Annotated in this window: 15 protein-coding genes and 1 pseudogene; 10 read left to right on the top strand and 6 right to left on the bottom strand. The window is 44.9% G+C overall.

What is annotated here, in order from left to right; translation table 11 throughout:
* Window positions 1-118: 118 nt before the first annotated feature.
* Entirely contained in the window at window positions 119-496 is a 378-nt protein-coding gene (gene crcB / locus DW182_RS07355) for a fluoride efflux transporter CrcB (RefSeq protein ID WP_044533633.1), read from the top strand.
* Window positions 497-576: 80 nt separating this feature from the next.
* On the top strand, window positions 577-1,857 hold the full coding sequence (eno, locus tag DW182_RS07360; RefSeq protein WP_044533639.1) for a phosphopyruvate hydratase: 1,281 nt from the start codon (window positions 577-579) through the stop codon (window positions 1,855-1,857).
* A gap of 112 nt (window positions 1,858-1,969) precedes the next feature.
* On the opposite strand, the gene DW182_RS07365 is transcribed toward eno, so the two are convergent.
* Complete coding sequence (locus tag DW182_RS07365) at window positions 1,970-4,069, bottom strand: DUF5686 family protein (RefSeq protein WP_007666313.1); 2,100 nt, start codon at window positions 4,067-4,069, stop codon at window positions 1,970-1,972.
* Window positions 4,070-4,501: 432 nt separating this feature from the next.
* Here DW182_RS07365 and DW182_RS07370 point away from each other — a divergent pair, with 432 nt between their 5' ends.
* The 3 genes from DW182_RS07370 to DW182_RS07380 all read left to right on the top strand — a co-directional run bounded on the left by DW182_RS07370 (window position 4,502) and on the right by DW182_RS07380 (window position 10,146).
* Entirely contained in the window at window positions 4,502-6,691 is a 2,190-nt protein-coding gene (locus DW182_RS07370) for a glutamine synthetase III (RefSeq protein WP_044533634.1), read from the top strand.
* 218 nt (window positions 6,692-6,909) lie between these two features.
* On the top strand, window positions 6,910-7,611 hold the full coding sequence (locus DW182_RS07375; RefSeq protein ID WP_007666315.1) for a Crp/Fnr family transcriptional regulator: 702 nt from the start codon (window positions 6,910-6,912) through the stop codon (window positions 7,609-7,611).
* Between the two features lie 90 nt (window positions 7,612-7,701).
* Window positions 7,702-10,146, top strand: a complete 2,445-nt coding sequence (locus tag DW182_RS07380) for a glycoside hydrolase family 20 protein (protein ID WP_118295171.1) — start codon at window positions 7,702-7,704, stop codon at window positions 10,144-10,146.
* A gap of 59 nt (window positions 10,147-10,205) precedes the next feature.
* Here the strand turns inward: DW182_RS07380 and trxB are convergent, their stop codons facing one another.
* The 5 genes and pseudogenes from trxB to DW182_RS07405 form a co-directional block, all read right to left on the bottom strand.
* Window positions 10,206-11,156, bottom strand: coding sequence for a thioredoxin-disulfide reductase (gene trxB / locus DW182_RS07385; RefSeq protein WP_181982159.1), 951 nt, complete (start codon window positions 11,154-11,156; stop codon window positions 10,206-10,208).
* A 19-nt stretch (window positions 11,157-11,175) separates the two neighbouring features.
* A complete protein-coding gene (locus DW182_RS07390; RefSeq protein WP_118295130.1) occupies window positions 11,176-11,820 on the bottom strand; it encodes a LolA-like putative outer membrane lipoprotein chaperone in 645 nt (214 codons plus the stop codon).
* 14 nt (window positions 11,821-11,834) lie between these two features.
* Window positions 11,835-14,333, bottom strand: a complete 2,499-nt coding sequence (locus DW182_RS07395) for a DNA translocase FtsK (RefSeq protein ID WP_118295131.1) — start codon at window positions 14,331-14,333, stop codon at window positions 11,835-11,837.
* A 130-nt stretch (window positions 14,334-14,463) separates the two neighbouring features.
* Window positions 14,464-14,868, bottom strand: a pseudogene (locus DW182_RS07400) (DUF4091 domain-containing protein); the annotation flags it as partial.
* 315 nt (window positions 14,869-15,183) lie between these two features.
* Entirely contained in the window at window positions 15,184-15,798 is a 615-nt protein-coding gene (locus DW182_RS07405) for a DNA-binding protein (protein WP_044532207.1), read from the bottom strand.
* 402 nt (window positions 15,799-16,200) lie between these two features.
* On the opposite strand from DW182_RS07405, the gene DW182_RS07410 reads away from it, so the two are divergent.
* The 5 genes from DW182_RS07410 (at window position 16,201) to DW182_RS07430 (ending at window position 22,364) form a co-directional block, all read left to right on the top strand.
* Complete coding sequence (locus DW182_RS07410; protein WP_118295132.1) at window positions 16,201-18,303, top strand: BT4734/BF3469 family protein; 2,103 nt, start codon at window positions 16,201-16,203, stop codon at window positions 18,301-18,303.
* 65 nt (window positions 18,304-18,368) lie between these two features.
* Window positions 18,369-18,959 carry a DUF5063 domain-containing protein gene (locus DW182_RS07415; RefSeq protein ID WP_044532209.1) on the top strand — a complete coding sequence of 197 codons (591 nt, stop codon included), beginning with the start codon at window positions 18,369-18,371 and terminating at the stop codon, window positions 18,957-18,959.
* An 11-nt stretch (window positions 18,960-18,970) separates the two neighbouring features.
* On the top strand, window positions 18,971-19,618 hold the full coding sequence (locus tag DW182_RS07420; RefSeq protein WP_044532210.1) for a 3'-5' exonuclease: 648 nt from the start codon (window positions 18,971-18,973) through the stop codon (window positions 19,616-19,618).
* A gap of 18 nt (window positions 19,619-19,636) precedes the next feature.
* Window positions 19,637-20,818: a class I SAM-dependent rRNA methyltransferase gene (locus DW182_RS07425; RefSeq protein WP_021968436.1), complete on the top strand. Its 1,182-nt coding sequence runs from the start codon at window positions 19,637-19,639 to the stop codon at window positions 20,816-20,818.
* Between the two features lie 286 nt (window positions 20,819-21,104).
* Window positions 21,105-22,364 (top strand): nucleoside permease, encoded by a 1,260-nt coding sequence (locus DW182_RS07430; protein ID WP_118295133.1) that lies wholly within the window; start codon window positions 21,105-21,107, stop codon window positions 22,362-22,364.
* The last annotated feature ends 5 nt before the right edge of the window (window positions 22,365-22,369 follow it).

Here is a 22,369-nt window from a genome sequence, read left to right on the forward strand (position 1 = left end):
ATCAGGAAACAGCAGTATCCTTTTGCAGGCAATGATAAAAAAAACGATAAAAATGCAAAAACAAACCAGAATCAATCTATCTTCATTACCTTTGCAGCACTCAACAAAAAAACTCAATATGACCAAAATACTAATAGCCATATTCCTTGGTGGAGGCACCGGAAGCGTGCTGCGCTATTTCGTGCAAGTGGCCTTGCATGAACGGATAACTTCTTACTGCTTCCCGTGGGCTACATTCATCGTCAACATTCTCGGCAGTTTCCTCATCGGACTGTTTTATGCCCTCTCCGCCCGCTTCAACCTATCTACCGAAATACGGTTGTTACTGACCGTCGGCCTGTGTGGCGGGTTCACCACATTCTCCACCTTCAGCAACGACGGGATGATTCTCATCAAGCAAGGGTTCTACGGGATGTTTTTCCTATACACCTTATTAAGCGTTGCTTTAGGCCTCATCGCCACCCTTACCGGTGGAGCCTTCGGACGCTACCTGTAACGGGATCCGAACCGAACGACCGAACATTTTACGCATTTCTGTTGTTATAAGCATAGTTTCAATTAAAAAATTAAATGAACATGAAAATAGAAAAGATTATCGGACGTGAAATACTCGATTCAAGAGGAAACCCCACAGTGGAAGTAGATGTAATGTTAGAATCAGGCTTTATGGGTCGTGCTTCCGTTCCTTCCGGAGCTTCTACCGGAGAACACGAGGCATTGGAACTCCGTGACGGCGACAAAGGACGTTATGGAGGTAAAGGTGTGTTGAAAGCTGTAGAAAACATCAACGATATTATCGCTCCGAAACTTGTCGGAATGTCAGCCCTCGACCAGATGGGTATCGACCATACCATGTTGGCATTGGATGGAACAAAAACAAAATCAAATCTGGGTGCCAATGCTATTCTTGGCGTATCACTCGCCGTAGCCAAAGCTGCAGCAGCCTATCTCGATATACCTCTGTACCGCTACATCGGTGGTACCAATACATACGTAATGCCTGTACCGATGATGAATATCATTAACGGTGGTTCGCACAGTGACGCTCCTATCGCTTTCCAGGAATTCATGATACGCCCTGTGGGTGCAACTTCTTTCCGTGAAGGTCTGCGCATGGGTGCTGAAGTATTCCACGCATTGAAGAAAGTATTAAAAGACCGGGGCCTGAGTACTGCCGTAGGTGACGAAGGTGGTTTCGCACCGAATCTGGAAGGTACGGAAGACGCTCTGAACAGCATTATCGCTGCTATTAAAGCAGCCGGATATGAACCGGGCAAAGATGTCATGATCGCCATGGACTGTGCTTCTTCCGAATTCTACAAAGACGGCATCTACGATTATACCAAATTCGAAGGTACAAAAGGCAAGAAACGTACAGCCGATGAACAGATTGACTATCTGGAACAACTCATCAACCAATTCCCTATCGACTCTATCGAGGACGGTATGAGTGAAAATGACTGGGAAGGCTGGAAGAAACTGACCGATCGTATCGGTAACCGCTGCCAACTCGTGGGTGATGACCTCTTCGTTACTAACGTCGACTTCCTGGCTATGGGTATTGAAAAAGGTTGTGCAAACTCTATCCTGATCAAAGTAAATCAAATCGGCTCTCTGACCGAAACATTGAATGCCATTGAAATGGCTCACCGCCACGGATATACGACTGTAACCTCCCATCGTTCCGGCGAAACGGAAGATGCTACGATTGCCGACATTGCCGTTGCTACCAATAGCGGGCAAATTAAGACCGGTTCGTTGAGCCGTTCAGACCGTATGGCAAAATACAACCAGTTACTCCGCATTGAAGAAGAACTGGGTGCTAATGCTGTTTACGGCTACAAGCGTATCAAATAAATTGCAAGAGGGGCGAACCAAAACTAAGGTCTGCCCCTCCTCTTCTTTAACCTTAAAATCACCAATCAATCTACCACCTTAAAGGACCTACTACAGCAACTGGTTTCAGAAACTATCGGTTGAACAACTCAAAAGTGAATTTGCAACCTATCTCCTTAAATTTCCAGTTGGCAAAGCTGCCAAAGACTCCGAAATCAAAAATATTGGTACCGATGCCATAGCCAACCTCAACATAAGGATTCAGATGCGGAACAACCAAAGCATTCAGATAAAGGCGCTCATTGAGCACATGCTGTGTATACTTCACCAAATGGCGCAACATCAGGAAAGGAGATTCGTATGTCAAATGCCCACGAAGGTATTTACGGGAGGAGTTGTACCACCGCCCGTCAAGCAGCTGGAATACTCCCCCAATTTCATCATTCCATCCTACAGGAAGATTCGAACGGGTAAAGTTAGCAAAATCCACAAAGTATATATCTTTTTGATTGGTAAAAGCGCCCCATCCAAAGCGGAGATAAAAATCACGCATCAATCCCAAAGGAATGGAGTGCTGAATATCTACTTCGACACGCTCATAGGTACCGGTACTCTTAAAAACCCCATTGATGCCCCGCTCCCAGTCCACTGAAATACTGGGATATTTGGAATGTAAGTTCACTTTGCGATCACCATTCATATAATAGTATTGCCCGGGAGTCCACGTCAGACGGACACGCGGAGCAAAACTATTGTATGAATGACGCATTTTCTCTGTCCAATCAGGATAAACTTCTGAAGAGGGCACACTTCTTGAAGCCGACTTGGTGGATACATACATTGAGCGATTGGCTTCCGTACGCTTATGCATGGAGAAACCAACATCCAGTGACAAGCCATTTACAATTTCCCAACTATGGCGCACCTGCAAGTATAAGTCATTAAAGTAATCCAGTTGCACCTGATCAAAATCGAAAACACTATCCGGAATATTTTTCAATTCATCCAACATCCTACTACTATAGATGCGGTGACCATTACCTACGCTGATATGAAGAGCTGCACGCTTGCGTGGCCAGTAATCAAAATCCGACTTTACAGACCAATAAAACTCATTATACTTGAAGTTATAACCCAATCTGGGAACGAGACGCAACAGACGGTCGCCCGTAAAAATACGGTTGTACTTAAATTCCTGCCGATAAGAAAAACCATTCTTCCCGCTATAACTCAGCAAGAAGGGATTGATAAGCGGTGAACAGCGGACACTTCCCAATTTCGAAAGGTCCACCGTATAACGGCTGATAAGTGCATCACCTATCTGCCCCCAGAATTCCAGATTCTTATTTTTAGGTTTCTTATATCGGTATGAAGTATCACGGCTCAAAAAGAAATCCTTATATAAATCCTGTTCATGTTCAGTCAACGGAATCGGACGTATGCTCTCGAAATAAGAACTATCTTTCCTGTAGCTATTCGTATCACTGCGTAATGTATAGGATTCCGACAAATCATACTTGCTTTTCAATCTCTTTCGCTCCAACTGTGAAGGGTCTTTCTGAATAATGGTTTTATAATCAAGAGCAGCAATATAATTAGCATCAACCACATTGCCCAAAAAGCGGAAAGTAGCATCCACATCATAATGTACAGGCAAGAACTCATCCGACTCACCCACATCCCCCATACGTATCATATTGTCGAAACGCAACATTTCAGAACGTCCGCTAAAATGCATCTCACGTACACTCCATACATTCTCGCTGACCACCATGTGCCCGCTCACCAACTGAAAACTCTTGCTTTTCGGCTTGAAACTAATCTTATATCGCAAATCATGCACTTTACCCATTACGGAATCGACATGATAAGAATAATATTTCATTGCATTTGGAGCCAGAGGCGAAAGGAGCTTATCATACAATAAGGTAGAAGCATAGACATTAACATGAAAATATTCTGGCAACCTGCCATCCAGCTCCCAAAACTCAGAAGAAGTGCCGACACTCGCTTTTACCTTCTGATCATAAATGTCGGGAGCAGTAAAATGCAAGTCACTATAAGTCTCCATCATATATTCCCTCACTCCTTTCCGGATACGGAACATGGTAGGAATAAAGCGCAAAATATGATTTTTCTTGCGAAGATTCACTTTTCCCTTAATATAAAGATCAGCTCTATAGTCGTCGATAATACTTTCATAAAAAGGGGCAAAGAAGATGACCTTCTTCATAATAGAGTCCGCAGAAAGTAATTTCGCATTGTAAGGGTCAGGGACAAAAGATGCGTGCACTTTCGGACAAGCTGAAAGCAAAAGACATAGCAAGGTTCCTATACAAAAGACATGTTTCAACGATAATACCTCCAAATATATAGGGACAAATATAGAAAAAAAGGTTGTAAAACGAAGGAATAGCCATTTTTTTAATATATACCAAATACATACCAAGCCCGTACCAGATCTGGCTCCAATACAGCATTGATACTCCCAAGAGTAGAAACAGCAAGTATCACAATTTGCACTTTTTGCAATACAAGCAACTCTTTTCAGGGGGTATCTGCAAGAAAAATTGCATTATTTTCAAGAATACCCCCTAAAAAATAGGGGTACTTCCAGAAAAAACATATAATTTTGCACCCAACAATCAACAAAAGGAAGACAAGTATGTCAAAAATGAGATTCTACGCCTTGCAAGAGCTCGCCAACCGGCGCCCTCTTGAAGTTACTACCCCTTCGAACAAATTATCCGATTATTACGGAAGTCATGTGTTTGACCGCAAAAAAATGCAGGAGTACTTACCCCGGGAAGCTTACAAAGCTGTGACAGACGCCATAGAAAAAGGTACCCCTATCAGCCGCGAGATAGCCGACCTGATAGCAAACGGTATGAAGAGTTGGGCAAAATCCTTGAATGTCACTCATTACACTCACTGGTTCCAGCCACTGACGGATGGTACTGCCGAGAAACATGACGGTTTTATCGAATTTGGAGAAAATTCAAATGTAATCGAACGTTTTTCCGGCAAATTACTGATCCAGCAGGAACCGGACGCTTCTTCTTTCCCTAACGGAGGCATACGTAATACGTTTGAAGCTCGCGGATATACCGCTTGGGATGTCTCTTCGCCCGCTTTCGTTGTAGATACCACATTGTGTATTCCCACAATCTTTATCTCCTATACCGGTGAAGCACTGGACTATAAGACCCCATTACTGAAAGCACTGGGTGCTGTGGACAAGGCTGCCACGGAAGTATGCCAGTTATTCGATAAGAATGTGACCCGTGTATTCACGAATCTGGGATGGGAACAGGAATATTTCCTGGTAGATTCCGCCCTATACAATGCCCGTCCCGATCTTTGTCTGACCGGGCGCACGCTTATGGGACATTCGTCTGCAAAAGACCAGCAGTTGGAAGACCACTATTTCGGTTCTATCCCCCCACGGGTAACAGCTTTCATGAAAGAACTGGAAATAGAATGCCACAAACTTGGAATTCCGGCAAAAACACGCCATAACGAAGTTGCCCCCAACCAATTTGAATTGGCTCCAATCTTTGAGAATGCCAACCTTGCCAATGATCATAATCAGTTGGTAATGGACCTGATGAAGCGTATTGCCCGTAAACATAACTTTGCCGTGTTGCTGCATGAGAAGCCTTACAGTGGTGTTAACGGTTCGGGAAAACACAATAACTGGTCACTCTGTACAGATACCGGCATCAACCTTTTCGCTCCCGGTAAGAATCCAAAAGGAAACATGCTTTTCCTCACTTTCTTAGTGAACGTATTAATGATGGTTTATAAAAACCAGAATTTACTGCGTGCTTCTATAATGAGTGCAGGTAACAGTCACCGCCTAGGTGCCAATGAAGCGCCACCCGCTATTTTATCCATATTCCTGGGCAGACAATTATCTGCCACTCTGGATGATATAGTACGTCAGGTAGGAGACGATAAAATGACTGCCGAAGAAAAAACAACTCTTAAATTGGGAATCGGACGTATTCCAGAGATTCTCCTCGACACGACAGACCGTAACCGTACTTCTCCGTTTGCTTTCACCGGCAATCGTTTTGAGTTCCGTGCAGCCGGTTCTTCATCCAACTGTGCAGCTGCCATGATTGCTATCAATGCTGCCATGGCTAACCAGTTGAATGAATTCAAAGCATCCATCGACAAACTGATGGAAGAAGGAATTGGTAAAGATGAAGCCATTTTCCGCATCCTGAAAGAGACTATCATCGCTTCCGAAGCTATCCGTTTCGAAGGAGACGGCTACTCTGACCAATGGAAAGAAGAAGCTGCCCGCCGCGGACTGACTAATATTTGCCATGTACCCGAAGCTCTGATGCACTATATGGACAACCAATCCCGTTCAGTATTGATTGGCGAACGTATCTTTAATGAAACGGAACTCGCCTGTCGCCTGGAAGTAGAATTGGAAAAATACACCATGAAAGTGCAAATTGAGAGCCGCGTATTAGGAGACCTAGCCATCAATCACATTGTTCCCATAGCAGTCAGCTACCAGAACCGCCTGCTGGAGAACCTACTCGGTCTTAAAGAAATCTTCTCTCCTGAAGAATACGAAGTACTAAGTGCCGATCGTAAAGAACTGATACGGGAAATTTCCAAGCGTGTAACTTCTATCAAAGTCCTTGTACGCGAAATGACCGAAGCCCGTAAAGTGGCCAATCACATGGATAGCTACAAAGATAAGGCTTTTGCCTACGAAGAAAATGTACGTCCGTATCTGGAAAAGATACGTGATCATATCGATCACCTTGAAATGGAGGTTGACGACGAGATTTGGCCGTTGCCGAAATACAGGGAATTGCTATTCACTAAATAAGTAACGAGTTACAAGCTACGAGCTACCAATGACACACCCTCAGCTATCATGCCGAAAGGTACTTGTCACTGGTAGCTTGTAGCTCGTTACTTAATTTAGCTGCTTGGCCGCCAAATTATCATTTTCCTGTCTTCAGACTGCATCTTTTCGTGTCTTTTGTGCAATATTTAATTTTTTCTTTTTACATTTGTGCTGTATAACACAGTTTTGCAGCAGTTATGGTAAAAATGAATTTGTCAGACGTGAATGTTCCGGAGCTGATAGCCGATATGTGGGAGCCCCTGAATGAAGAGCAGCGGGAATTTCTCGCGAACCATTTTACGCTCCAGAATTATAAGAAAAATGAGGTCATTCACTGCGAAGGTGAGACCCCGAAATACCTTATGTGTCTCTTGAACGGAAAGGTCAAGATTTATAAGGATGGTGTTGGCGGCAGAAGCCAGATTATCCGCATGATTAAGCCTGTAGAATATTTCGGTTATCGCGCCTATTTTGCCAAAGAAGACTATGTTACTGCTGCTGCTGCTTTCGAACCCTCTCTTATTTGCCTGATACCAATGAGCGCTATCACAACATTGGTTTCACAAAACAATGATCTTGCCATGTTCTTCATCAAGCAGTTGTCCATCGATCTGGGAATTGCCGACGAACGTACTGTCAACCTGACACAGAAGCATATTCGTGGAAGATTAGCTGAATCGCTTCTTTTCCTCAAAGAAAGTTATGGATTGGAAGAAGACGGTTCTACCCTCAGTATTTATCTGTCACGCGAAGATCTGGCAAACCTGTCTAATATGACAACCTCTAACGCTATCCGTACCTTATCACAATTCGCTACCGAACGCCTGATCACGATTGACGGACGAAAAATAAAGATCATCGATGAGGAAAAACTAAAGAAGATAAGTAAAATAGGATAAAGGATAGTGATTGTCTTCCCCCTTAAAGGCTATTATTTTTTTCCTCTTCCCTATTTTACCCTATTTATAAACTTAACACACATAAATGCCATGAAAAAAGGATTGAGTGCTTTGCTATTAGCAAGCCTGCTGTGTGCCTCCTCCGGCTGTCAGCAAAACCCCAAAGAGGTAGTGAACGAGTATAACATCGTTCCGATGCCCAATCAAATGACTCCTCAAGAGGGACGTTTTCAGCTGAGTAATAAAGTATCTATCGCCACTGCCGGTTGCATTCCGGAAGTACAAGCCATTGCAGACAGCCTGATCGCCCGTATCCGGTTGACCTCCGGTATCTCTTTGCAAAGTAATCCGCAAGAAAATCCGGAACAACCTGATATACGTTTCGTTACGGAAGATGGAATGCCAAAAGAAGGATACAAGCTTTCTATCACTCCAAATGAAATCACCCTTTCAGCATCCCATCCCAACGGTTTCTTTTATGGAGTACAGACTATATACCAACTGTTGCCGCCTGCTGTTTATGGAGAAACAATAGTGAAACGTGCTAATTGGTCTCTGCCCGCTGTCGAAATAGAAGATTCTCCCCGTTTTCCTTACCGTGGTTTGATGCTGGATGTATGCCGCCACTTCTCCACCACCGATTATATTTATAAATTCATCGATATACTTGCCATGCATAAGATGAATACTTTCCACTTCCACCTGACAGATGACCAGGGCTGGCGAATAGAAATCAAGAAATACCCGAAACTACAGGAAGTAGGTTCAAAACGGAAAGAGACACTGATAGACTACTACTATGTAAACTGGCCGCAAATCTTCGATGGAAAAGAACATGGCGGATACTATACCCAAGAGGAAATCAAAAATATAGTAGCCTATGCAGCAAGTAAGTATATCACTGTCATTCCCGAAATAGAAATGCCGGGACATGCCATTGCAGCCCTTGCCTCCTACCCTGAACTGTCTTGCAGACCGGATACGACATACGAAGTAACCGGCACATGGGGTGTGTTCGAAGAAGTCTTCTGTCCCAAAGAAGAAACATTCCAATTCCTGGAAGGTGTATTGGATGAAGTTATTGAATTATTCCCCAGTTCATATATTCATATTGGCGGTGACGAATGCCCCAAGGATGCCTGGATGAAATGCGCACATTGCCAAGGATTAATCCAAAAGTTAGGTCTGAAAGACGACACCACTCCGAATGCCATTGACGGTAAGAAGCATACGAAAGAAGAAAAGCTGCAAAGTTACTTCATCACCCGTATGGAAAAATACCTCAACAGTAAAGGACGAAATATCATAGGCTGGGATGAAATCCTGGAAGGCGGACTGGCTCCCAATGCAACAGTCATGTCCTGGCGCGGTGTAGAAGGCGGTATCACAGCTGCCAAAGCCGGGCATGATGCAATTATGACTCCGAGTCCGTACGCTTATCTGGACCAGTACCAAGAGGAACCGGAAACTGCACCGACTACTATCGGTGGATATAACACACTCAAGAAAACATATAGTTATAATCCTGTCCCCGATGATGCGGAAGAATTAATAAAGAAACATATTATCGGTGTGCAAGGCAATATCTGGAACGAATATATGCAGAATGACGAACGCCGTGACTACCAAGCGTTCCCCCGTGCCATAGCCTTGGCTGAAACTGGCTGGACGCAAAACAGCAGAAAAAACTGGAACAGTTTCCGGAACCGCATGATAGAAGATTTCGAACGTATGGACGTTATTAATGTGAAAGCTTGCCGTAATTTCTTTGATGTAAACATCAACACTCATGTATACGACGGAACATTGAAAGCTGTACTGGAAACATTCTATCCGGATGCTGAAATCAGATATACAACGGATGGAAGTGCGCCGACTGCCAAATCCGAACTTTACACACAACCCTTCATCTGGGAAGGCAACATAGACTTACAGGCAGCCGCCTTCAAAGGTGGTAAGATGCTGGGCAAAGTAAACGGTAAGAAACTGTATGCAAACCTGATAAGCGGAAAACGATACACTACCACTCCTCATTGGGGCTGGATGAGTGGAGATATCTTCGGAGAAAACGATGTATTGGGCACAGATACCACTACACTGGGATTGACCAATGGAAAACGAGGTAATATCGCTTCTTTCACACCGTGGGTGGCTTTTAAACTGAACGAGAAAAACAACAATGAACTCGTATTCTCTGTAGATATGGAGAAACCGGTCACTATCAGTAAGGTCGTTTTCGGTACACTTTATAATCCTGCTTTCCGTGTTCTGCCTGCAAGTGCAGCCCGCGTAGAGGTATCAACTGACGGTAAGGAATTCAAGGAAATAGCTCAGGCATCCTACACTCGCGAATATCCGGAGCATGGCAGAAAAATGTTCACTGATACGCTGGAATGTACGCCTACCGAAGCACGTTACATCAAGGTGACATTGAAGAGCGGTGGAACATTGCGTAATGGTATTGACTGCCGTAAAGACTCACCAGAAGATATTATTCCTTCAGACTTATATGTAGATGAGATAGAAGTATATTAAAAGAGAAAAGCTCCGGATTGCAAGACAATCCGGAGCTTTTCTCTTTTAATATGAAGAATTTAGATCAAGCATTTGGATGAAAGATATCTTTCCGCTTCAAGTGCCGCCTTACAACCGCTACCCGCTGCCGTAATAGCCTGACGATAATGTGGATCAGCAATATCACCGGCCGCAAACACACCCGGCACTTTCGTACGAGGACTATCCCCTTCTGTTATGATATAACCTGTTTCATCCGTATCCAGATACGCCTTGAAGATATCCGAATTCGGCTGATGACCAATAGCCAGGAAGAATCCATCAATAGCCAAATCATAACGTTCTTCATCCGGTTCACCCATACGTTTCACCAGATGAACACCTTCTACACCGTTCTCTCCAAACAAACCTACGGCATTATGTTCAAACAGTACATCGATATTTTCATGCTTCATCACACGCTCTTGCATGATCTTAGAAGCACGTAAGAAAGGTTTTCTCACAATCAGATAAACCTTCTTAGCCAGTCCGGCAAGGTATACAGCCTCTTCACAAGCCGTATCACCACCACCCACTACTGCCACCACCTTTTTGCGGTAGAAGAAACCGTCACAAGTAGCACAAGCGCTGACACCCATACCGGCATATTTCTTTTCATCATCCAGTCCCAGATATTTAGCGGTAGCACCCGTAGCGATAATCAACGTATCTGTTTCAATCACTTTTTCTTCATCAATCGTCACTTTATATGGAGCTGCACTCAGGTCGGAAGCAGTTGCAATACCGAAACGCAGGTCTGCACCGAAACGTTCTGCCTGCTTGCGCAAGTCATCCATCAATTGTTGACCACTGACTCCTTCCGGGTAACCGGGAAAGTTCTCCACATCTGTAGTAGTTGTCAACTGACCACCCGGTTGCAATCCTTCATAAAGTACCGGAGAAAGGTTGGCACGCCCTGCATAAATAGCTGCAGTATAACCGGCCGGACCAGAACCTATAATCAGACATTTTACTTTTTCTGTTTCCATCATATCATTTTATATTAATAATTCATCTTAAATCAATCACTTCGGCAGTCGGATACGCCTTCTTGTCGAAAGTGAAAAGATTATCATTGTAAGATTCTCCTGTTTTATAAGATGTAATGCGGATAGCTACGCTATTCCCACCCTTCTGAGTCATACTGATACACAGAGGTTGAAGAGTATCTTTTGTCACATAGATAATAACACACTGCAAATCCTGTTTTCTGTTAGAAGCTGTCAGTATCACTTCATAAGCAGGTTTACCCCCATAAGTATCAGCTTTACCCAACTTCATGTGATACCCTTGTTTATAAATGGACAATAAGGCATAAGGGTTAATGCTTTGCAACTCTTCGGGAGTAGGTTCGGAGATATTCACTTCGTCACTGTTAGTAAGATAACTCCATTGCGTACGACCGTCAAACCAAGCCTTCACGCCATCTGCATCCAACAGGAACTTTTCTCCTTTCAAACGGATAACCCCTGTAGAACTTCCTTGCAAGATACTTTTAGCATACGTCTGAACCGTAAAATCAGCCTGAATACCTCCCGCCTGACGGAAGGCAGTAGCTGTACGATCCAATATATCTTGAGCATCCAATTTCTGTGCCGAAAGCGGTAATGCCAGACCGAACAGGCAGATACAGATTAAAAGAACATTCTTCATCATTAGTTTAACACGATTTACAGTAAATTGTTCAAACGCATTTGCAGGTCATTTTCATCGACACAAAGCACCTCACGCGCTTTACTGCCTTGTGCAGGTCCCACAATTCCGGCTTTTTCCAATTGATCCATCAAGCGTCCTGCACGATTATAACCGATAGCAAACTTACGTTGGATCAATGAAGTAGAACCTTGCTGATGAATAACAATCAGACGGGCAGCATCTTCGAACAACGGATCCAGACGCCCCATATCCACATCTCCCAGATCACCTCCGCCATCTTCACTGACATATTCGGGCAAGTAGAATGCAGTAGGATATCCTTGTTGCTTGGCAATGAACTTTGTGATTTCCGCCACTTCCGGTGTATCGATAAAGGCACATTGCACACGCACGGGATCAGCACCCTGCAGGAACAACATATCACCACGTCCGATCAGCTGGTTAGCTCCCGGACGGTCGAGAATAGTACGTGAGTCTATCATGGCAGATACGCGGAAAGCAATACGCGCCGGGAAGTTCGCCTTGATTGTACCGGTAATGATATTTGTTGTCGGACGCTGTGTAGCGATAATCATGTGGATACCCACCGCACGCGCCAACTGGGCAATACGGGCAATAGGCAATTCAACCTCTTTACCTGCCGTCATTATCAAGTCACCGAACTCATCGATCACCACTACTATATAAGGCATGAATTTATGCCCCTTTTCAGGATTCAGCTGGCGATTGATAAACTTCTCATTATATTCCTTGATATTACGCACATGTGCAGCTTTCAATAAGTCGTAACGTGTATCCATCTCTATACAGATAGAATTCAACGTTTGCACTACCTTGGTTACGTCTGTAATAATAGCATCTTCTCCATCGGGCAGCTTGGCAAGGAAATGATGTTCAATCACCGAATAGATACTGAATTCTACCTTCTTCGGGTCTACCAACACAAACTTCAGTTCAGCCGGATGCTTTTTATAAAGCAAAGAAGTAATAATGGCGTTCAGTCCGACAGATTTACCCTGACCGGTAGCACCCGCCACCAGCATGTGCGGCATTTTACAGAGATCTACCATGAACACCTCATTGGTAATCGTCTTACCCAAGGCAACCGGCAAGTCATAAGTAGACTCCTGGAACTTCTTGCTACCGATGATACTCTGTCCGGAAACAATCTTCGGATTGGAATTCGGAACTTCAATACCGATTGTTCCTTTTCCCGGAATCGGCGCAATGATACGAATACCCAATGCCGAAAGGCTAAGGGCGATATCATCTTCCAGACCACGAATCTTGGAGATGCGAACACCTTGCTCGGGAGTGATCTCATACAGCGTCACCGTAGGTCCCACCGTTGCCTTGATCGTACTGATTTCAATACCAAAACTACGCAACGTATTTATAATCTTGTCTTTATTGGCATTCTGTTCCGCCATGTCGATAGTCGGCTCGGCATTATCGTAATGCTTCATCAAGTCGACAGTAGGATAGCGATAATTTTCCAGATCGAGACGAGGATTATAAGGTTCCTTTTCCGGACCTTTATATTCGTCATCCTCCTCTGCAGCTTCTATTTCAAAAGTAGGTTCTACCGCTACAGGTTTCTCATGAAGAGAAGGAGCAGGATCGGAGACCGGAGTTTCAATAATCATAGAAACTTCTTCCCCCGACGGCTTGGCAGGTTGGGGTTCTGTAATACCACCTAAATCCAGTGTTATTTCATTTTCCGGTTCCATTACCGGCTCAGGAACTTCAATGGGAGTTTCTTCTTCTTTTGTATCAGCCTCCGCCACATCAGGAGCAGAAGCAGGTTTCTTCTTTCCTTTCGCCGTCCAAGAGTCTGTAAACTCTTCCGGTGTTTCGCCTTTCTCTTCTTCCTCCTGTTTACGCTTCAGGAAACTGAGGCTAAACAACCTCCGCAACCAGATAACGGTACGTGCACTGATATAGATAAGGAAACAGATAGCAGTCACCAACAGAATCATCCAAACGCCCGGCACGCCCACTTGCGACACCAGCCAATTGCTGACATTGTATCCATGCATACCACCCAGATATAAGAAAGAATCTTTGTACTGCTCCACAAAAGCGAATCCAAAGAAGACAGAGAACCAGACGAGCAACAACGAGCATCCGATAAACCACTTCCAAAGCCGAACCACACGCACACGCATCAACTTCAGTCCCGCCACTGCAAGGAACACAAGAATGAAGAAAGACGAGATGCCGAAGCAGTCGTTAATGAGATAGCTTGCCAACTGTGCACCGCGCGAACCGGCATAGTTCTTCACTCCATTATTGGTAGAAGCCAGCTCCTGCGCACTGCCGGAGTCAATAATACTTTGATCTGCCGCTCCCGTAAAGAAGAACGAAGAAAAGGCCAATAGCAAGTATACTGAAAAGATGACCAGTATCAAGCCGATAACAAAGTGAATGGTTTCGTTTTTAAAGATTGCCCTTATTTTACCAAACAAGGAAAGAGTCTGTTCCGTATCTTTAATTGAATTTTTCTTAGCCATGAATATAATTCCTTAGTAAATGATAGATTGGTGCAAAAGTAATAAAAATATTGCTCTCTTTATAACCTTATCTTCTAAAGATTCTTCAAATAAAAAGGGGAGATTAATCCCTCTTTTCGTTAAAGACTTCTCAGTATCTGTTGATTACCTCCTTAGCCTTGTTCACAGCAGTGGCGGCTGGCACTTTCCTCAGGCTCTGCTCGTCGAACATTTGCAATGCTCTATCCATATTCCTAATGGCAGCTTTATTGCCCTTCTTCCTAAATTCATCCTTCAGGATACGCACTTTTTCAAAAGCCTGTATCCCCTCAATCAGACGTTCCATGCGGACAGACGAACGGGCATCGGGGTAAATCAAATAAGTGTCACCAGCCGCCCACGCAGTGAAACGGCTGTCCTGCAACGGATTCTTCACCCAGCTATTCAATGCCCAACGGAGATAACCGTCCAGATTTTCCTTAGCACTATGCCACGCCAACCATTCGGCTTCGGCCGGCTGACTGAAAGTGAACGTGTTAGGACGAGGTTCTGTGCAACTTCTGACCATAAAGTCGGATTAACGGCTACCGGATTGGGGGCTTCCTGATAATATCCGGAAGTTTGAGCGTTCAGGGATACTGCGGAGAGCAGAAGAATTCCCAAGAGAAAATGTTTTGTCATAGGTTTCAATAAATTAGTTTAAAAAACAAAGAATTTACATAGAGTTTATCCTCACTTTTACCTACACGCTTACACTATTTCCCTGTATCCCTTTATTCATCGGCAATACAGCGCGGTGTAAGCAAGCGTGTATGGAGTGTAGGCTATTTTACCTACACTCCATACATTTAAGACATATCTCACTCAAAATCTACCGATTACACTTCTTCAGCACATAAATCGGCTGTTTCTGCAATCCCCTATTTTCCAGCTTTCCTTCGTCACAAAGACGTCGAATATGCCGGGTAGCAGTGGTTCTTGTCATTCCACTGAGAGAATAGAAATCTCCTTTCGTCATGAAATCGTGCGTAGTGAAGAAATTTTCCACCCGTTTGTCAATCTCTTCCGAGGTCAGTTTCTTTTGCAACACATTCCGTTGTTTTAACGGCTGGACTTTTATGTTGCCTATCTCGCTCCGCAGTTCGATATCGGGGCGGAAAGTGATACTTTTCAGTTTCACCTTGGTACTTTTCCGTTTGGTATCCACCTTCACCGGTTCGGTGCAGGTCAGTGTGGGACGGAAGTAGCCGATGCCGTCCAGGTGCACTTGGCGTCCTTCACCCAATTCCCGCCCCATGAAGTGCGACAAGGCATCGAGCACGGCCGAAACATCGGTTTCGGTCAGCGAACAATATTCTTGTATAAACCTCCGTAGTTGGGCGGTACCCGTGGAACCGTTCAGCCGGATGCGCGGGTGCAGGGTCAGTTCTTCGTCCTGCTTGTCCTTGGTTTTGGGATTCTCGTACCAATCAAATAATATTGCCATTGTTCTTTTGTTTTTCGCACTCCTGCCCTTTTCTGTGATGTTCAGGGGTAGGGAGTGCTTATGTTAATCTCCTATGTTTCTTTCGTTGGCTACCTATGTTTCTTTTGTTGATAAGTAATGTTTTAGCATTGCCCACAGCTGTGAAATACATGCTTCACAGCTATGGATCTGCTGCTTCACAATTATGAAGCACGTATTTCACAGTTGTGGGCAAGCCAAAATAATGAATACAAAGGTAAAGGAAAAGGGATGTAAAAGCAAGGAAAAGGCGATGTTTCTCTTAAGAAAGTGTAAGAGGGCATTTCATTTCCCTATGCAAAAAAATAAAGAAACACTTTGCCTCCCGGCTTTTTTGCTGTAACTTGCACCGCCTTTTGAAGACAGTAACTAAAAATAGTCACGTTGAAACTAACCCTTATACGCACCGACCGTGAAACCGGCAAAGAATCTTTCAGTATCCTTGAAGCTGAAACCTTGATAGAAAAAATAAAGAAAGAGAACAAAGCAGCGCATGTATCAGCCTTGCGCCATCTCATACCTATACTGCAAGGAACAGATAACCACTATCTGAACATAGATAAATTACCCCGCATCTACCCCGCCGTGGAATATGCCCGCACCAAAGACGGAGAACACCGGGTGAAGATTTACAACGGACTGGTACAGATTGAAGTCAACCACCTGGCAGGTATCACCGAAGTGGAACAGATAAAGCAACAGGCTTCCCTGCTGCCTCAAACCTTTGCAGCCTTTTGCGGAAGCAGCGGACGCAGTGTAAAGATATGGGTGCTCTTCGCCCTGCCCGACGGCTCATTCCCTAAACATGAAAGTGAAATGGCCCTGTTTCATGCCCACGCCTACCGCCTTGCCGTAAATTGTTACCAATCCCTGCTGCCCTACTCCATCACCCTAAAAGAACCGTCGCTCAACCAGAGTTGCCGCATGACACTGGATGAGCAACCTTATTATAATCCGGCTGCTATCCCCTTCTGCCTGGAACAACCCTTCGCCATGCCCAGTGAAACCACTTTCAAGGAACAGAAGCAGGCGGAAACCAATCCGCTATTGCGCATGCAGCCCGGCTACAATTCATCGGACACCTTCGCCATGCTCTTCGAAGCGGCACTCGACCGTGCTTTCGACGGACTGACAAACTGGAAACGGGGTGACGACCTGCGCCCATTATTGACACGGCTTGCCGAGCACTGTTACAAAGCAGGTATTCCCGAAGAAGAGGTAGTCCGGCAAACCCTGATGCATTACTATCGCGAAGCAGACGAGCCCGTAATACGTGCCGCCATACATAATCTTTACCGTGAATGCAAAGGTTTCGGCACCCGAAACAGCATGACCACCGAACAGGAAACAGCCTTCCGTCTGGAAGAATTCATGAACCGCCGCTACGAATTCCGCTATAATACCGTGTTGAGCGAACTGGAATACCGCCAGCGCGACTCCATACACTTCCAATTCCGCCCCGCCGACCAACGGATACGAAGCAGCATAGCGCTCAATGCCCTGAAAGAAGGTATCCGCGTATGGGACCGCGACGTAGCACGCTACCTTACTTCCGACTATATCCCCCTCTACAACCCCGTAGAAGAATACCTCAACGACACCGGGCGCTGGGACGGAAAAGACCGCATCCGCGCCCTGGCCGACCTCGTTCCCTGCGAAAATCCGCATTGGAGGGAATTGTTCTACCGCTGGTTTCTCAGCATGGTGGCACATTGGCGAGGACTTGACCGGCAGCATGGCAACAGTACATCGCCCCTGCTGGTAGGTGCGCAAGGATATCGGAAATCTACATTTTGCCGTATCCTTTTACCACCTGAGTTACGCTTTGGCTATACAGACAGCATCGACTTCAAGAGCCAACAGGATGCCGAACGAAGTCTGGGGCGTTTCTTTCTGATCAACATCGACGAGTTCGACCAGATCAGCGTCAGCCAGCAAGGCTTTCTGAAACATCTGTTGCAAAAACCCGTAGCCAACCTGCGGAAGCCTTACGGAACCGCCATTCAGGAAATACGCCGCTACGCCTCCTTCATAGGCACCAGCAATCAAAAGGATTTACTGACCGACCCATCGGGAAGCCGCCGCTTCATCTGTATCGAAGTAACCGGACCTATCCGTACAAATGTCTCCATTAACTACCGGCAGCTCTACGCCCAAGCCATGAATGCCATATCAAAAGGAGAACGTTACTGGCTGGACGATACCGATGAAGACATCCTGAAACAAACCAATCAAGAGTTTGAACAACCCACCCCGTTGGAACAGCTTTTCCTCTGTCATTTCCGCGCGGCACAGGAGGAAGAAGAAGGAGCATGGATGACACCTATGGAAATCATTTCCTTCCTCCAAAAAAGAACTAAAGACCGGCTATCCATCAACAAAGTAGCACACTTCGGGCGTGCGCTCCGCAAACTCGGAATCAGCAGCCGGAGAAGAAACCGGGGAACGGAATATCACGTAATAATAAATGAAACTTCATTTCAGTAAAATGCAAATAAATTTGCTACTGCACTCGGTTTGCACTATCTTTGCGTTTCAAAATCAAGTAGATTATGAAAAAAGAAAGCCAAGTGATATTCGACCGCAATGTGGTGGAGTTCGTCACCGTAGCTGCCGAGTTCTGTAAATTCCTGGAACAGGCGGAGACGATGAGCCGTGATACATTTGTCGATACCTCATTAAAGATACTTCCGCTACTCTACCTCAAGGCTGCCATGCTGCCCGAAACGGAAATAATAGGCGATGAAGCTCCCGAAAGCTATGTGACGGAGGAAACGTATGAAGTGCTTCGCATCAACCTTGCCGGTATTCTTGCCGAAAAAGATGACTATCTGGATGTGTTCATACAGGATATGGTTTATAGCGACCAACCCATCAAGAAGAATATTTCCGAAGACCTGGCGGATATTTACCAGGCCATCAAAGATTTCATTTTCGTCTTCCAACTGGGATTGAATGAAACGATGAACGACTCCCTTGCCATCTGCCAGGAACAATTCAAAGAGTACTGGGGACAAACCTTGGTAAACACACTTCGTGCACTACACGACGTGAAATACCGCCAATCCGAAGAAGATGAACCGGAAGATGATGATTGCGACGATGATGATTGCCATTGCCACGGACATCACCATCACGAATAAAGACTTAAATTATGGTTATTAAAAAAACAATCAATAAGGAAGCTATCAAAGAGATGCCCAAAGTTCTCTTTCCAGGACAAATACATCTGGTACAAACTCCCTGGGAAGCAGAAAAGGCAGTTACTTACCTGAAGCAATATCCTTTGCTGGGAATTGACAGCGAAACCCGCCCGTCGTTCACCAAAGGGCAATCACACAAGGTGGCACTGCTACAGGTATCCTCTGAAAAAGATTGCTTCCTCTTCCGCCTGAACCTGACCGGCCTGACGCTTCCGATTATTTCATTGCTGGAAAGTCCATCGGTCACCAAAGTCGGGCTCTCGCTGCGGGACGACTTTATGATGCTGCACAAACGTGCTCCCTTTGAACAACGCGCCTGCATCGAATTGCAAGAATATGTCCGTATGTTCGGCATACAGGACAAGAGCCTGCAGAAAATCTATGGTATCCTGTTCGGTGAAAAGATTTCCAAATCGCAGCGTCTTTCCAACTGGGAAGCCGAACACCTGACCGAACCTCAGAAACAGTATGCGGCTACCGATGCATGGGCATGCCTCAACATCTATAACCGACTGCAGGAATTAAAGATCAGCGGTGACTATGAATTAGCACCGGATGAACCACTCACCAATCAGGAATCATTAATAACTAACCCATAACCGCTAACCACTAACAGCATGTACAAAGTATATCTCAAATCCGGCAAAGAAGAGTCATTAAAACGTTTTCATCCCTGGGTGTTTTCGGGTGCTATCGCTCATTTCGACGGTGAACCCGAAGAGGGCGAGGTAGTAGAAATTTATACTTCCAAGAAGGAATTCATTGCCAAAGGGCATTTCCAGATTGGCAGCATTGCTGTACGCGTACTCTCTTTCCATCAGGATGAGGCTATCGATTCCGATTTCTGGAAACGCAAACTCAGTATTGCTTATGAGATGCGCCGCAGCATTGGTATTGCAGAGAATCCAACTAATAATACTTACAGACTGGTACATGGAGAAGGGGATAACCTCCCCGGACTAATCATTGATATTTATGCCCGCACCGCCGTGATGCAGGCACACTCTGCCGGTATGCATCTCGACCGCATGGAAATAGCCAATGCTCTCAGTGAAGTGATGGGTGATAAAATAGAGAATATCTACTATAAATCAGAAACGACTCTTCCCTTCAAGGCTGATCTTTACCCTGAAAACGGTTTCTTGAAAGGAGGCAGCACTGATAATGTAGCTATGGAATATGGACTGAAATTCCATATTGACTGGTTGAAAGGACAAAAGACCGGCTTTTTCGTTGACCAACGTGAAAACCGATCCCTGCTGGAACGTTATGCAAATGGACGTTCCATATTAAACATGTTCTGCTATACCGGTGGCTTTTCCGTTTATGGTATGCGTGGAAATGCCAAACTGGTACATTCCGTAGACAGTTCAGCCAAAGCAATTGACCTCACAAATAAGAATATAGAATTGAATTTCCCCGGTGATGCCCGCCATGCTGCTTTTGCCGAAGATGCCTTCAAATATCTGGACCGCATGGGCGACCAATACGATCTGATTGTTCTGGACCCGCCGGCATTTGCCAAACACCGCGATGCTTTGCGCAATGCCCTGCAAGGTTACCGCAAACTGAATGTAAAAGCTTTTGAGAAGATCAAACCAGGCGGTATTCTATTTACTTTCTCCTGCTCGCAAGCAGTCAGCAAAGAAAACTTCCGCACGGCAGTCTTCACAGCAGCTGCAATGTCCGGTCGCAGTGTCCGCATCCTGCATCAACTGACGCAACCCGCCGACCATCCGGTAAGTATATATCATCCCGAGGGGGAATATCTGAAAGGATTAGTGTTGTATGTAGAATAAATAGTGCATGTACTTTGGTCCTTATAAAGAGGGAAAACACCCTTTATATTCTAAAAGATGTTAAACCAAAGAAGAAAATCGTCCAAACATTATGTTGTATAACATAAAACCGCTACATTTGCACTGTGTTTTTCATGGTATTAGATTTAAGGTTAATAAAGATTGGCTGTCTGGGATAGATAGCCTTCTTTTTTTTTATACATAAACTTGCTCATGCAATCAACGAAAATATTATATTTGCATCTATTATTTAATGTGAAAAGGAAACACACAAATTAGAAAAGTCATGAGTATAAAAGTTCGTTTGATTATCATGAACTTCCTGCAATTCTTCGTATGGGGGTCATGGTTAATTTCATTAGGAGGTTACATGGGCAGGGAACTCCACTTCGAAGGAGGTCAAATCGGTGCAATCTTCGCAACCATGGGTATCGCCTCTCTGATTATGCCCGGTATCATTGGTATCATTGCCGATAAATGGTTTAATGCAGAACGCTTATACGGACTTTGCCACATTGCAGGGGCTGCCTGTCTTTTCTATGCTTCCACGGCTACGGGATATGACCAGATGTATTGGGCAATGCTGCTCAATTTGTTGGTATATATGCCTACTTTATCACTGGCTAATACCGTTTCGTACAATTCGCTTGAACAATATAAGTGTGACCTCATCAAAGATTTCCCACCCATTCGCGTATGGGGCACTATCGGTTTCATCTGTGCAATGTGGGCGGTGGACCTTACCGGATTCAAGAACTCAAGCGCCCAACTCTATGTAGGTGGTGCATCCGCATTAATGCTGGGTCTGTACTCCTTCACCCTGCCGGCATGTAAACCTGCCAAGACCGGAAATAAATCGCTGATTTCTTCTTTAGGACTGGATGCATTCGTACTATTCAAAAGAAAGAAAATGGCTATTTTCTTCTTGTTCTCCATGCTTCTGGGAGCAGCGTTGCAGATTACCAACACGTATGGCGACCTTTTCTTAGGTAGTTTTGCCAGCATTCCGGAATACGCAGAGTCTTTCGGTGTGAAGCATTCGGTTATCCTGCTATCCATCTCGCAGATGTCCGAAACATTATTTATTCTCGCCATACCTTTCTTCCTGAGACATTTCGGAATTAAACAGGTCATGCTGATCAGTATGTTTGCATGGGTATTCCGGTTCGGATTGTTCGGTTTCGGTGATCCGGGTTCCGGACTGTGGATGTTAATCCTGTCCATGATTGTGTATGGCATGGCATTCGATTTCTTCAACATTTCAGGTTCGTTGTTTGTTGAACAGGAAACCTGTTCCAATATCCGCGCCAGTGCCCAGGGATTATTCTTTATGATGACCAACGGCTTGGGCGCCATTATTGGAGGATACGCCAGCGGTGCCGTAGTAGATGCTTTCTCGGTATATGCCGACGGCAGACTGGTGAGCCGCGAGTGGCCCCAAATTTGGTTGATCTTTGCTGCCTATGCATTGGCTATCGGTATTCTGTTTGCCTTGGTATTCAAGTACAAACACCGGCCGGAAGAAGCAGCAAATAAAAAGCAGTAAGTATC

Source organism: Bacteroides sp. AM16-24 (genome assembly GCF_003471885.1).
GTDB lineage: Bacteria > Bacteroidota > Bacteroidia > Bacteroidales > Bacteroidaceae > Bacteroides.

Excerpts from the sequence above, each read along its gene's own strand:
- DW182_RS07380 (WP_118295171.1), top strand. The coding sequence starts at position 7,702 with ATGAAAAAAGGATTGAGTGCTTTGCTATTAGCAAGCCTGCTGTGTGCC.
- DW182_RS07375 (WP_007666315.1), top strand. The coding sequence starts at position 6,910 with ATGGTAAAAATGAATTTGTCAGACGTGAATGTTCCGGAGCTGATAGCC.
- DW182_RS07370 (WP_044533634.1), top strand. The coding sequence starts at position 4,502 with ATGTCAAAAATGAGATTCTACGCCTTGCAAGAGCTCGCCAACCGGCGC.
- trxB (WP_181982159.1), bottom strand. The coding sequence starts at position 11,156 with ATGATGGAAACAGAAAAAGTAAAATGTCTGATTATAGGTTCTGGTCCG.
- eno (WP_044533639.1), top strand. The coding sequence starts at position 577 with ATGAAAATAGAAAAGATTATCGGACGTGAAATACTCGATTCAAGAGGA.
- DW182_RS07425 (WP_021968436.1), top strand. The coding sequence starts at position 19,637 with ATGTACAAAGTATATCTCAAATCCGGCAAAGAAGAGTCATTAAAACGT.
- DW182_RS07420 (WP_044532210.1), top strand. The coding sequence starts at position 18,971 with ATGGTTATTAAAAAAACAATCAATAAGGAAGCTATCAAAGAGATGCCC.
- DW182_RS07365 (WP_007666313.1), bottom strand. The coding sequence starts at position 4,069 with ATGAAGAAGGTCATCTTCTTTGCCCCTTTTTATGAAAGTATTATCGAC.
- DW182_RS07430 (WP_118295133.1), top strand. The coding sequence starts at position 21,105 with ATGAGTATAAAAGTTCGTTTGATTATCATGAACTTCCTGCAATTCTTC.
- DW182_RS07395 (WP_118295131.1), bottom strand. The coding sequence starts at position 14,333 with ATGGCTAAGAAAAATTCAATTAAAGATACGGAACAGACTCTTTCCTTG.
- DW182_RS07390 (WP_118295130.1), bottom strand. The coding sequence starts at position 11,820 with ATGATGAAGAATGTTCTTTTAATCTGTATCTGCCTGTTCGGTCTGGCA.
- DW182_RS07415 (WP_044532209.1), top strand. The coding sequence starts at position 18,369 with ATGAAAAAAGAAAGCCAAGTGATATTCGACCGCAATGTGGTGGAGTTC.
- crcB (WP_044533633.1), top strand. The coding sequence starts at position 119 with ATGACCAAAATACTAATAGCCATATTCCTTGGTGGAGGCACCGGAAGC.
- DW182_RS07405 (WP_044532207.1), bottom strand. The coding sequence starts at position 15,798 with ATGGCAATATTATTTGATTGGTACGAGAATCCCAAAACCAAGGACAAG.